This is a genomic window from Maribacter sp. (genome assembly GCF_039968975.1).
Taxonomy (GTDB): domain Bacteria; phylum Bacteroidota; class Bacteroidia; order Flavobacteriales; family Flavobacteriaceae; genus Maribacter.
On sequence record NZ_JBDVOT010000021.1, the window covers coordinates 1 to 13,620 of the forward strand.

Sequence of the window (13,620 nt, forward strand, 5' to 3'; positions counted from 1 at the left end):
GATCACTGATGGATTTCCCGAACTCTTTTGAAAAGGTTTCTTTTTTTAAGTCCGTCGAAACCAAATAGAAAAGGATTTATGTATATCGTTTTTATGCAGACTTATCCAAGAAATTGACAAGTCCGTCTACGCAACAGTTGCGTCTGAGTGAAGTCCGTCCGTCCGAGAACTTAGGCTAGGGAATTTTTTAATTAAACACTTGAATTATGAGAAAGCAGCTACCTTAAAGAAACTATTTTAAAAAAAATCGTATTTCCCCAAACCAAAATCTATTATTTTAAATATTCAGGTTAATTGCGAAACGATGATTTTTTAATGGCAAAATGTTTGTTAACGTCTAGGCTATGGTTAGTACGGGAATTAAAAGTAATTAATTTCCGATTAAGCACTTAGCCAAAACTTTTTATTTTGTTTTATCTTTTTTATTTTAAAGCCAAATCAAAAGATTTGGCGGACTTGGTTAAAAACTCTAAACTTTGGGTTAAGCACCAAAACCCGTATTAATTATAGACATTGTTACAAGCTGGCTTTTTCTTACTCTAATTCAATTCCGTTCTTTGTAAGTTGGTGAGCAAATTTTAGAATTCCAAAACTCCCTTTAATTTCAGTTGCTAATTTTTTATGTATGTAATATTTAAGTTTCCTAGAATTTTTTGAGATTTCTTTCCAATCCCAATCTCCAACTTTTCCATTACAATGGTTTTTTGTTTCCTTTTGTAAAGCTCCTTTTTCATTAAAATGTCCAATATGGGAATGATGAAGTCGATTTTTGTCAAGTCCACCAAGATATAACTGAATTGTTCCCCAACCTCTTGTCGCGTATCTAAACTTATGTCCATCGCACTTTTTAGGGTTTAATTCAATTCTCTCAAATATTAATTTATCGCTAAAATTCGAATTCCAAAGAATTAATGATACTGCATATTCCCGCCCATTTTTCAAGTCTAACTTTTCCGTTATTTCTTCTACGGTTTTGTATTCCGTTATTTCTTGTCCATAGGATGAGTATGAGTCAAAAACCCTCAAGTCCATCTCATTTAAGATATATTTGAGAATTAATTCTTTATCTTTCTTATCTGCGTAAAAATCGTAATTCACTTGTTTTTTTAGCTTGCTTGTAACAATTGTATATGTGCACAATTGCACATATTTCTGTTTTACCCGTAATTTAATAATATCTAGTAGAATGTCAATGAATACAATGCGCTATCCATTTACAAACGCATAATATGCGTTTGTAAACGTTTAAATTTGATTTTAATACATAAATTAACTACAACGACTTCAACAGTCCGCCATCAATAGGAATATTTGTTCCTGTAATATAGGCGGCATTGTCAGATGCCAAGAAAGCTGCTAAATAGCCATACTCTTCTGGTTTTCCAATACGTTGTACTGCTACTCTAGATTCCATTTCTTTTTTAACTTGACTAGCTTCAATACCTAATTGTTCAGCTTTTTTTGCATTTAGTTGGGTAATTCTGTCGGTGTCGAAATATCCGGTGAGAACACTGTTGACGGTTATATTATGCTTGCCAACATCAGTAGCCAAAGATTTTGCCCAAGTTACTACTGCAGCTCTAATTGAATTGGATAATGCTAAATATGAAAGAGGCTCTTTTACTGATACTGAGGCTACATTGATAATGCGTCCCCAATTGTTTTCTGTCATTGACTTCAAAGCTAGTTCTGTAGTAAAAACAACAGTTTTAAATAGAAGGTCAAATGCTTCTTGATAATCGTTTACTTGTTTTTCAAGCGTGCTACCAGCAGAGGGACCTTGCGTGTTATTGACAAGAATATCGACACTATTATTTTGAAAGTACTTGGAGATTACATTTTGGTAATCTTTGAAATTGTTAAAATCTACCGCTAGATATTGGTGCTGTTGCCCTTGGTCCGTAGGCAATTCATTTACAATGTAATGTAATTTCTCTTCGCTATGTGACATTAGGGTTACACTGGCACCGCTAGCAGCCAATTGCTGCGCAATAGCTTTGCCTATGCCGCCGCTACTACCACCAATTAATGCTTTTCTATTTTTTAAGGATATATTCATTTCTCAAATTTGATTTAAATACGGTAACTGACAGTAGCCTAAGTTAACAGCAACTACTAACGGTATTCTTCTCGTGTAGGACTAAAAACGTCTAATAATTTACAAGGAGTCAGGGCAACACCACTATGTTTTAAATGGGGAGCGATTACCACAATATCACCTGGGCGGTACACCTTTGTAGTCCCGTCTAGGGTGAATTCAAAATCACCTTCCATTACATGCATTATCTGCTCGTTCATATGTGCATGTTCCGGTACGGTAGCGCCTTTTTCTACATCCCAAAACGCCATACTCATGTTTTTAGAGTGTACCAATTTGCCGTGTAAACCTGGCATAATCTCTTTTGATGGAATGGTAGAAAGGTTATAGTTCATTGTTCTTTAGTTTAAGAACTAAAGATACTAGAAACTAATGCAATTTTATAATAGTTGTTTTTTGAAACTATTGTTTATTTACCGTAGTCCCAACCAACTACTACAAACTCACATCGTCGGTTCCATTCATGATCTTCTTCTGTACAATCTTTTTCTGTCCCACAAACCACTATAGGTTTTGACTCTCCGTACCCTTTAGATACAATTCTCTCAGATTCTATACCGTTTTTGACCAAATAGTCTTTTGCAGAATCGGCTCGTTTTTGAGAAAGGTTTTTGTTGTAGCCACCATTACCACGAATATCTGTATGTGTGCCAATTTCAATAATGATACCCGGATTCTTTTTCATGATATCTATGACCGTTTGTAATCGCTCGCGAGATTCTCTCCGTAAATACCAAAGACTATAATCAAAATGAATTTCTTCAGTTTGTATTATGGTGCGGTCCGTTTCTTTTACAAGGGCTTCTTCGGTCCGTATGGCATCTTCAATTTTCTTTACCAGTGCTTTTTCAGTCTTTGATTTTTTAGCTATTCTTTCTTTTTCTAAACGTTCTGCTTTTTCGGCTGATCGTTGTTCTGCTAGTGCCAGAGCCTTTTTATCAGCTTCCATTTTTTTAATAGCCAACTGTTCTAGTCGTAATTTTTCGGCTTCTTGCTTTTGTTGTAAAACCAATGCTTCTGCTTTTTGCTTTTCTTGAATGGAATAGAGATCCATTGACGCATCAAGTTCAGCATTTCTTTCTTTTGTACTGCGGATGTTTTTAGTATTACCCTCAAATCCCTTTTTTTCTACCTGTACCTCGTAAAGTGCTTCACAGACAATATCAAAATTGAATGCGCCATTTTCTTTAGTAATGAATGTTGCTATTATTTCGTTCTCAGCATTTAACAATGTTACCGTAGCATTAGCTAATGCAAGGGTAGTGGTACGATCTGTAATAATACCAGTTATAAATTGTTCACAATCTTCTATGACCAATTCTTGGGTGATGTTAAAACTATAGATATCATCACTACCTACACCAGATGGTCTGTTGCTGGCAAAATAGCCAGATGTATTATCTGTATTCAACACATAAGAAAAATCATCATAACCACTATTTACAGGTAGACCTAAGTTATCCGGATGCTGAAATGTTCCATTTTTATTTTTAGAAATAAACACATCTAAAAGTCCGAAACCTGGGTGTCCGTTCGATGAGAAGTAAAGTGAATTATCCGAAGCTAAAAAGGGAAATTGCTCCTTCTTGTCCGTATTGATTACACTACCTAAATTAACGGGTGTGCTGAACGTATTGTCTGATAGTAAACTAACTTCGTAGAGGTCAAAGGAACCAAATCCGCCTGGTCTATCAGAAGAAAAATATAATTTTGTGCCTGCTGCGTTTAATGCAGGGTGCTCGTTAGAAAAGTCATCGCTGTTAAAAGAAAGCTCGGTAATATTCTTCCATTCTCCGTCCACTAAATTGGCACTATAAATTTTTAAGTTTGAAACTTTTTGGTCATCTGTTTTGCGCTTACCATTGTTGTAATTATTTCTTGTAAAATACATGGTTGTACCATTGGGTGAAATGGTAAAAGACCCTTCATGCAATTTGGTGTTTACATGGTTAGATAAGCTGATGCTAAGACTATCTCCCAATTGCACTTGGTCAATGGCATGGGTATAAATATCCAAATAATGTTGATTGTTCCAACGATAGGTTTTTGAGGTCGATTTTTTATGTGTTGCCGTATACCAAAGCGCGTTGTTCACTTGCATTGCCCCAAATTCTGATGTTGTCGTGTTCAGTTTACTGTTTTCAATAGCAAAACGCTCACCAATGGCACTTACATTTTCTAGATATACAATAGCTTCTTTTAGCTGCTGTAGTTGCGCTACATTACCTTCTTTGGTGTAATAGTCTATGAGAAAATTATTTGCTTCTTCATATTCGCCAATTGCTTTTAAAGATTGATTCAGTTTAAAATAATACTGCTCATCAACGGTATCACCATAATTAGAAATCAGGTAACGATACCAACGTGCCGATGCATTAAGGTCAAAAGTGTGATAATAGCTATCTGCCAAATTCTTAATGATCAGACTACTTTTATTGCTAGGCAGTGCCGCTTCATATAAAGCAATGGCATCTGCATAGTATTTCTTTTCAAATAAATCGTTGGCACGTTTTAGATCTTGCGACCAGGCGGATTGAAAAACACCTAAAAATATGATGATATATAATTGTATTTTTTTCATTTTAGTAGAATCTAGGAGATTTATCATAGCCCTTTTTAAGTCCCCAAAGGTCTAGGTTGAACAACACGAAAATCTCGTGAGATCCATTATTGAATGCGCCTAAATTAGACAACGTGTAATCATAAGCATAGCCTATACGTAAAGACGGAATTACGGCAATATTGAACATGGCATTGATAGAATCATCTAACCTGTACGAGACACCACCTTCAAAACGATTGTTGAATAGTGCGTTGAAAGAAACATCTGCCGTTATTGGTGCTCCTGATACTATTTTTGTTAATACGGATGGCTTTAATTTTAAATTTGAATTCACATCAAAAACATAGCCTGCCATACCAAAAAGGTGAACGGCTTCTGATCCAATACGGTTTATACCATCTCTGTTTTCTAAATGTTTAGATGTCAATAAATTTGGAATAGAAAGACCTGCGTAAAATTTGTCTCTGTTATAGAATGCACCGATGCCCACGTTTGGGAAGGTATTGTTCATGTTCTCATTAAAAGCAGGGTCGTCTTGTACTTCTGGTAGTCTGAATCCGTTGAAATTGGTTTCGAACGTAGTGATGCCCCCTTTTAACCCTAAACTTAAATTACTTTGCTCGTCTAGTTTTAGAATATAGGCGAAGTCAACATAAATATTATTCTCTTTTAAAGAACCGTCGCCAATATCATCTGAAATAATAGAGGCTCCCATTTCAATTTTTTCCGATAGTGGAGTATGGGCGAAAAAGGTCAACGTTTTTGGTGCGCCAACAGCATTTTCCCATTGGGTTCTATATAGCGTGCCAAAATTAAGCATGCCGGGTTCGTTAGTGGTATACGCTGGGTTGACCACGTTCATGTTGTACATGTATTGTGTGTACTGCGGGTCTTGCTGACCTTGCAGTTGTATTAAGGACAAAAGCATAACTATGCAGATGCCCCAAGTGGTGTTTGTTATCTTATTGTGCATGGGTTATCTGTTTAAGTATAAGCGACCTTGAATAGGTTCAGAATTGTCTTTGTTATAATTGATGATATAGAAATAGACTCCGTTTGGCGCCGTGGCAGAACCATTTCTACCATCCCAAGCGGGGTTGTTAATATCTCCTTTAAATAAAGATGTGCCGTATCTGTTCAATATTTCTAATGTGAAATCAGGGAATATCATTTCTATATTCGGAATGAAAAAGGTATCGTTTCTACTATCGTCATTTGGTGAAAATCCGTCAGGAATGAAAAAATCATAATTTTCGGGATCACAATTGCTAAAGTCTATGGTAACGGGAACCCTAGTAGCGGAAGAACATTCAGTAAGGGAATTATAATTTTCAGCATAATACACGGTGTCTTCTAATAACGGAACGTCATCTGTTAGCGCTGTACCGCCAGTTTCTGTTATAAACCAAAAGACTTCATTTTCAGTTTCGTTTTCTAAAGTCCGTAATGCTACAACCGTAGGGTCGTCTAGACCACAAACTGTCAACATTTCTGATGATAACGAAGTTGGAGCTACAGTAATTACCATAGGGGTTATTTCTATACGTTCAGTGCTATTACAACCACTGGTGTTGGTAGCTGCAAAATAAGATTGACCGTCTAATAAAACCGTTGTTACATCTAAAGCAGTACCTCCGGTAAGTGTATCGTACCAAGAGACAGCGCTACCTTCACTAACATTTACAGAAATATTCGACAAAGTAGGATTTGTTTCTGCACAGAACAACGGAGTATTATCATCACTCGTTGGTGCATCAGGATTACTGAAATTGACCGTTATTTGAACACGTTCGGTACCCTCACAATTAGTAAGTGGATCGCTATTGGTTACAAAATAATCTTCACCATCAATCAGTTCTGTTGAAATAGGTAGAATATTGGTGTCTGTATCGGTATCGTAAAATAAGATATCGCCAGCTGCGGTAACTTGAATATCCATTAACGTCGGTAAGCCACTAAAATCGCTCAAACAAAAAGTCTGGCTGGCATCGGCTAAAGGAGCTTCTGGCACTCCGCCACGAGAGAAGTTTTCATTTACCTCAAACTCAAAATCTAACCGGCATGGTGTTGTGTCATCTTGAACGCTACGTACATTGGCGGTATAATTACCAATAGGTAATGCATCAACATCTATTTGGTATGCTGCCGTACCACCTGTAAAATTTATAGTATTTGTAGTCAATACGGTATTAGTGCCTAACTCTGTAACATCATAGGTAATAGTATATGTACCATCTGGTAGTATAGGTGCGTCTACTAAAACATCTATTTGTGTGGCGTCGCAATTGTTGTCTACAATGAGGTCTAGCTGAATAGCATCTGGTAACGGAGTTACTATAAATGTATCTGTAATAGGACAACTTGTAGCATATATATCGCTTATGGTAGGTCTTATTCCATATGTTCCGCCTTCAGAAAAATTACTTGCAGGTACCACAAACGTAGAAGCTCCATTTGTAAATTCGAGTTCAAACGTATCTGAAGTTGTTGTGTCTCCATCTGGGTCAGTAATTGTATATTCGGTAGTGAAGTTTCCATTAGCCAAATTACCATCGGTATCAAGAATCTCAATAATCTGTATAGTATTGTCATTTTGTACACAAATATCCTCGGCACTAACAGCTGAACTGGTTACTAAAAAAGTAGTAGGTGGTACAACAACCCTGTCGCAAACATCTTGTGGAGGTGTAACGCTTCTAATCCCTATAATTTCAAGAGTCGTTTCTTGATTTAAAGTAACCAATGCCGGATCAACAATGAAACTTCCATTTCCGTCAGCTAATGTTGCCGGAGAATCACCTATTGAACCATCAATGGTATATTGAATTAAGAAATCACCATCATGAAGAAGGGTGTCATCATATACTAGATCAACAACATAATCTTCTCCAGAACAAATATCATCTGCAGTAATAGTACCCATTAGTAAAGGTAAAATACTAATACTTATTTCAGTTTCTCTTTTCTCGCACACAGGGTGACTAGGAAATACAGTATAAGTAAATGTGAAATCTGCATAACCAAAATTGTCATACATTTCTTGAATATTGATAACAGAATCGTTGAGGTCACTTAATTGGTTGGTTCCATTTTCTGTCCAAGTGCCATTAGGGTCTTCACCTACCAATTGATCACTGAGGTCAAATGCGGTGTAGGCGGATAAATCTTCATCTGCACAGAATGTAAGACCAAAAGCATTACCTGCATTTGGTGGTGGATGCACTTCTAAAATCACTGTTGATGTTCTCTCTAAACAACTATCAACATCTGGTACGGTGTATGTGAAATTATATATACCCGGTCCTGCTTGTTGAGCATTGAAGATATTATCTTCTAGCTGACCTGTAAAGGTGCTAGGGTCTTCTTCCCAAAGACCTTTGAAATCTTGTACTTTTCTATCTACATTACTTCCTATAAAACCATGTAAGTTAACGCTACTGTCATCTCCGCAGGCATTAGCACTACCGTCAACATTATCTTCACCTGGGTAACCCCCTAAGGTAATTGTTACAGTGGCAGATTCATTACAATCAGTATTAGTATATACAAAGGAGTGTGTTCCATAGTTATTGATGCGCCAAAGATCAACAATGCCCGTACTTTGATTTAAAGCATAGAAATTTTCTGGGTTTGTGGTTGACCATGAACCGCCAGAAGTAGGGGAACCACCTAGCCTTGGAAATAATGCAAAGTTACGATTGGTCTCATCTGCATCTTTCTCACAAACTATAATGCTGGCATCATTACCTGCACATTGTGCTTTGAGTAAGTTTGCGCTACCGAGCAAAAAAACCACAAGGGTTAAGAACCTAAATTTTAATTTATTCATTAATTGAAGGTTGGTTGTTGAATAGAATTAATAGAAGTCAAAGATATTTGCGATTATTTTTGTAGGAAACTATATGTTGTGTAATGTTAAAAATGTAAGGTGAATACTACTTTTCATGTTATAAAATGTTAAAATTTGATGCATTTCGTCTAAATTGTATAACTTTTCTTACGGTTAAATAGTGTGTCAACTATGTGAGAATTGAACAGTTTTAATTGTACAATATGTATCTTTGGCTCCTAAATTTTAGGAATGCAAATACATTTTATTGCGATAGGAGGAAGTGCCATGCACAATTTAGCATTGGCCTTAGAACATAAAGGGTATGTTATAACAGGTAGTGACGATGTCATTTTTGAACCTTCTAAATCTAGATTGGCTGCAAAGGGTTTGTTACCCATTGAGTTTGGGTGGTTTCCTGAAAAAATAACAAGCAATCTAGATGCTATTGTATTGGGTATGCACGCCAAAGCGGATAACCCCGAATTGCTAAAAGCTCAAGAACTTGGAATTACAATTTATTCTTACCCTGAATTTTTATACGAGCAATCTAAAAATAAAACCAGAGTAGTTATTGGCGGTAGTCATGGTAAAACCACCATTACTTCTATGATACTTCATGTGCTTAATTTTCATGATATTGAAGTAGATTATATGGTAGGTGCGCAATTAGATGGTTTTGATAGAATGGTGCACCTGACCGAGGATAATGACTTTATAGTTTTAGAGGGCGATGAGTATTTGTCTTCACCAATAGACCGCAGACCTAAATTTCATTTGTACCAACCTAATATTGCTTTGTTAAGTGGTATTGCTTGGGATCATATCAATGTATTCCCAACTTTTGAGAATTATGTTGAGCAGTTTAAAATATTTGTAGATAGTATAGTAAATGGAGGTTCTATTACCTATAATATTGAAGATAAGGCAGTAAAAGAAGTTGTTGAGGCTTCAGAAAACGCCATTAGAAAATTACCATATACTACACCTGAATATACTGTTGAAAATGGTGAAACTTTGTTAGAGACTAACGAAGGACCTATGCCTATTGAAGTTTTTGGAAAACATAACCTAAGTAATCTGGCAGGAGCAAAGTGGATTTGCCAAAACATGGGTGTTGATGAAGACGATTTCTACGAAGCTATTGCTACTTTTAAAGGAGCTTCTAAACGTTTGGAAAAAATAGCGGAAGGAAATTCTAGTATTGCCTACAAAGATTTTGCGCACTCCCCAAGTAAAGTGGCAGCTACTACGAAGGCGGTAAAAGAACAATACCCGAATAGAAAATTGATAGCTTGTTTAGAGTTGCATACCTATAGTAGTTTTAATCCGGAATTTTTAAAGGAGTACAAAGGTGCTTTAGATGCCGCAGATGAAGCGGTTATTTTCTTTCTGCCAGAATCTGTAGCCATTAAAAAATTAGAAGCAGTTACTCTAAATCAAATTTCTGAAGCTTTTCAAAGAAATGATTTAAATATATTTACAGATGCTGCCTCTTTTCATGAGTATTTAGAAAGTCAGGCTTATGATGATACTACATTGCTACTTATGAGTTCTGGTAACTATGGAGGTTTCGATTTGAAGAAATTTCAAGAGTTAATGAGTTAAGAAGGAAGTACAAAGTACAAGGTAATAAGTACGAAGTATTTAGTACAAAGGTGGAATGAGGGAAATTGAGTGCAAAGTATTAAGTTTTTTGCAATAGAACTTTAAATTTTATGTTTTCCAACAGCCAACAGCCAACAGCCAACAGCCAACAAGTAAAACCTAAACTCCGAACTGTTTTAAGTGGTGGTCTAAATGTTTGTATTCCAATTGGCCCCATTGTTCAGGGGTGAAGACTCCAAAAGCAGGGTGAGGATACCATTTATCGCGGGTGCGGACCGCATAAAAATCATCAATCAAGGATTTTAATTTTTCTATTTCACTATTGAAATCTTTGTCATCGAAGGTTTTCATTAATGAAGATGTGGGTAAGTTTTTACGCCATGGCTTTTCATCATAAAGTGATTTTTTGAAAAAGGTTTTAATAAACCAGTTTCCTTTAGCAGTATTCGGTTTGTTCTTGACTGCTAAGTCTAACGGGTATTGGCAATGCCATGCCATTTGACCAACGGTCATTTTGCCCCATCCTTTTTCAGAATTCTCAGAAAGCTTTTCAATTCTTGATGTTATATCTCGGTATCCTTCTTCTGTTAGTAATGATTTCATGGTCGGTTTTTAAATGATGTATAAATTTACCATAAAATAATTAGTTCTGTATCTTTATCCAATGCACGATAAACCCACTACTCCACAATAAGAGACATCTTGCTGTTGTTGATAAAACCTCCTGTTACAGTTAATTCTCATTGATAGAGACCACTAAATTGAGAGCCAAAAAAATCTCCTTATCTAAAAATTTGTTAACAGAAATCCATATGTCAGAGTTGCTAGGTTTAAAATAAGAATGAGATGAAAAATATTTGTTTTGCTTATCAGTAAATTTAAAATTAGGCACAAAATTTTTCTTTTCAATTACCTGTCCATCATTATCAATTTCACCAATCATTTCTAAGCAAACAAAAAGACCTTCGCTTGTAAATTGAATGTTTTTATTAGATATATTAACTCTTAATAATTTATTAGATTTTTCGTTACAATGAATAATTATTGGAGTTTTTAGAAGAGGAATATTTGGTTGATTATTTTCATTAGAAAATAAATGAAGACGAAAAACACTTTCAAACTGCTTTTGCTTTGATTCTGTAGTTGCTGGTAATTTACCTATAGGAATTAAAATCTCCTCTATAAAAGATTGTTTGTAATCAGCTTGAGGTTTAAGTAAAACCCCTAATTGGTCGTGCTGACCAAGATGCCAGGCTATGTTTTTTGATTTGCCTCCAATAGTTGTTGTTTCTTTTTTTGATGAATACACTATTACCTCAGACAAACTTTCTAGTTTGGGGATTAAGAAGATTGTATCCTTCATAAGTTTATTCTCGGTAATTAGATTATTATACCCTAAACAAGATATTTTGATTTTACGTATTTCTGTAGTGTCTAGAAAAAAGTTACCTTTTTCATTAGTAAAAAAACCTTCATTCTTACCTAATATTTCAATGGCTGCAAAAGGTATTGACTCTTTGGATTGAGAATCGATAATTGTATAGTTTTGAGCAACACACAATTTAGTAGTTAAAAAAACGAAGAAGGATATATACCAATATAATCTCATATTAAATATTAAAAATAAAACACTTACTCTCTGAAATATTGTGCGCGATTAAAATTAAAAGTAGTTATCATTTTTCAACTACGGAGTTATTTTTTTCTAAACTCTATTTAGTTAAAGGATTCAAGCTTAATATAAGTACAAGCGCCAAATGATTGGCTCCAAAATTTACCATAAAATAATTAGTTCTGTATCTTTAGCCAATGCACGATAAACCCACAACCTTATCTATTAAAAATTGGTCAGATGATGATAAACCAAGAGAAAAGTTGGTTCAAAAGGGTCGTTCCGTATTATCTGATGCTGAGCTTATTGCTATTTTAATTGGTTCGGGCAGTAGATCTGAAAGTGCAGTGGAACTGTCTAAGCGTATTTTGGCATCGGTAGATAATAACCTCAATGAATTGGGACGGCTTTCCATCAAGCAATTAATGACCTTTAAAGGAATTGGTGAAGCTAAGGCAGTTAGTATTGCGGCAGCACTAGAAGTAGGTAGAAGACGTAGAGGTGAAGATGCAGCCAAAATAGAGAAGATAGGAAGTAGTAAAGACGTATTTGAAATTTTACAACCTTTGTTGGGCGATTTGGAACACGAGGAATTCTGGATTCTCTTTCTGAACAACTCTAACAAAGTATTGCATAAGGCGCAATTAAGTAAGGGCGGTATTACAGGTACTTTGGTAGATGTACGTATTGTTATGAAACAGGCTTTAGAGCTAGGTTCTGTGGCAATTATTCTTGCTCATAACCATCCCTCAGGTACATTAAGACCCAGCGCTGCTGATAAACAAATTACCCAAAAGTTAAAAATAGCTAGTGAAACTTTAGATATTAAAGTGTTGGATCATTTGATCATTACCCAAAAAAGTTACTATAGCTTTGCAGACGAAAAAATTCTATAAATGTTATTGATCTATACACATAAAATCACGCCACGTTTTACCTATATCATGAGGCATATCTTTGTGAATATATTGGGTATTGAGTTAGATTTTACGACCAAGGTAGAAGAGTTTATAAAACATACAGGACCAAAAATTACCTACACAAAGCAACCATTACAGAACGAATTTTTTATTCGTAGCAATGAGCTGTTATTTGAACAGGGAATCAATGATATTCAATTAAATATTGGGGATTATGATGGTACGCCCTGCTTTTTTCAAACCGGAGAAAGAAGTAAGTTGCCCTTTGATATTTTCGCCGCTAGTTTTTTTATGCTTTCCAGGTATGAGGAGTATTTGCCGCATGTAAAAGATATACATGGTAGATTTTCTCCTAAGGACAGTATCGCTTTTCAAAACGGATTTCTTAAAAAACCTGTTGTCGATATTTGGGCGTTCAAGCTATTGGATGCACTTAAAGAACGTTTTGCAGATTTGGAATATAAAAACAAAACGTACGACTTTATTTCTGTTATAGATGTAGCCACTTCTCATTGTTATGCCAACCGTGGTCTTATGCGCGGAGTCATTGGTATGTTGATCGACTTGGGGACTTTTAAGCTTAAAAGAGTAGTTGAACGTATAGCTGTTGGATTGAATAGGCAAAAAGACCCCTATGATAATTACAATGAGCTAATTGCTCTGCATAAAAAGTATACTATAAAAGGCAATTTCTTTTTTCAATATGCAGACTATTCAAAGTACGATAAAAACGTATCTACTAATAGCATAAAATTTAAGTCGCTAATAAAACATGTAGCAGATTACATGCCGGTTTCATTGGCCGCTAGCTATAGTTCATTCTCCGATCTTGATCTTTTAAAAAAGGAAAAGGCAAATTTAGAAGAGGTCATTAATAGACCTGTAAATAATTGTAAAATGCGGTATAATAGAGTAGACGTACCGCAAACCTATAGAAATTTAATTGCGGCAGAATTTACGAATGACTTCACTATGGGCTATACTTTTGAG

The 13,620-nt window shown here is 35.5% G+C and carries 11 protein-coding genes; 3 read left to right on the plus strand and 8 right to left on the minus strand.

Annotation, left to right across the window (positions count from 1 at the left end; translation table 11 throughout):
• Nucleotides 1-534 precede the first annotated feature (534 nt).
• The 6 genes from ABJI11_RS01275 to ABJI11_RS01300 form a co-directional block, all read right to left on the minus strand.
• Nucleotides 535-1,098: a hypothetical protein gene (locus ABJI11_RS01275; RefSeq protein WP_348348736.1), complete on the minus strand. Its 564-nt coding sequence runs from the start codon at nucleotides 1,096-1,098 to the stop codon at nucleotides 535-537.
• A gap of 175 nt (nucleotides 1,099-1,273) precedes the next feature.
• Nucleotides 1,274-2,059 carry an SDR family oxidoreductase gene (locus ABJI11_RS01280; protein ID WP_348348737.1) on the minus strand — a complete coding sequence of 262 codons (786 nt, stop codon included), beginning with the start codon at nucleotides 2,057-2,059 and terminating at the stop codon, nucleotides 1,274-1,276.
• Between the two features lie 56 nt (nucleotides 2,060-2,115).
• On the minus strand, nucleotides 2,116-2,433 hold the full coding sequence (locus tag ABJI11_RS01285) for a cupin domain-containing protein (protein WP_348348738.1): 318 nt from the start codon (nucleotides 2,431-2,433) through the stop codon (nucleotides 2,116-2,118).
• A gap of 74 nt (nucleotides 2,434-2,507) precedes the next feature.
• The gene (locus ABJI11_RS01290) at nucleotides 2,508-4,679 is read right to left on the minus strand and encodes an OmpA family protein (protein ID WP_348348739.1); all 2,172 of its coding nucleotides are present in this window, start codon (nucleotides 4,677-4,679) and stop codon (nucleotides 2,508-2,510) included.
• Between the two features lies 1 nt (nucleotide 4,680).
• Complete coding sequence (locus ABJI11_RS01295) at nucleotides 4,681-5,634, minus strand: type IX secretion system membrane protein PorP/SprF (RefSeq protein WP_348348740.1); 954 nt, start codon at nucleotides 5,632-5,634, stop codon at nucleotides 4,681-4,683.
• A gap of 3 nt (nucleotides 5,635-5,637) precedes the next feature.
• Nucleotides 5,638-8,490 carry a gliding motility-associated C-terminal domain-containing protein gene (locus tag ABJI11_RS01300; RefSeq protein ID WP_348348741.1) on the minus strand — a complete coding sequence of 951 codons (2,853 nt, stop codon included), beginning with the start codon at nucleotides 8,488-8,490 and terminating at the stop codon, nucleotides 5,638-5,640.
• Between the two features lie 252 nt (nucleotides 8,491-8,742).
• Here ABJI11_RS01300 and ABJI11_RS01305 point away from each other — a divergent pair, with 252 nt between their 5' ends.
• Entirely contained in the window at nucleotides 8,743-10,098 is a 1,356-nt protein-coding gene (locus tag ABJI11_RS01305) for a Mur ligase family protein (protein WP_348348742.1), read from the plus strand.
• Between the two features lie 159 nt (nucleotides 10,099-10,257).
• On the opposite strand, the gene ABJI11_RS01310 is transcribed toward ABJI11_RS01305, so the two are convergent.
• Nucleotides 10,258-10,701 (minus strand): DUF1569 domain-containing protein, encoded by a 444-nt coding sequence (locus ABJI11_RS01310; protein WP_348348743.1) that lies wholly within the window; start codon nucleotides 10,699-10,701, stop codon nucleotides 10,258-10,260.
• Between the two features lie 130 nt (nucleotides 10,702-10,831).
• Complete coding sequence (locus ABJI11_RS01315; protein WP_348348744.1) at nucleotides 10,832-11,707, minus strand: carboxypeptidase-like regulatory domain-containing protein; 876 nt, start codon at nucleotides 11,705-11,707, stop codon at nucleotides 10,832-10,834.
• Between the two features lie 200 nt (nucleotides 11,708-11,907).
• Between ABJI11_RS01315 and radC the strand changes: the two genes are divergently transcribed.
• Together radC and ABJI11_RS01325 are read left to right on the plus strand one after the other, a co-directional pair.
• On the plus strand, nucleotides 11,908-12,606 hold the full coding sequence (gene radC / locus ABJI11_RS01320; protein WP_276492056.1) for a DNA repair protein RadC: 699 nt from the start codon (nucleotides 11,908-11,910) through the stop codon (nucleotides 12,604-12,606).
• 48 nt (nucleotides 12,607-12,654) lie between these two features.
• A partial coding sequence (locus tag ABJI11_RS01325; protein ID WP_348348745.1) for a hypothetical protein occupies nucleotides 12,655-13,620 on the plus strand: 966 nt, incomplete at its 3' end.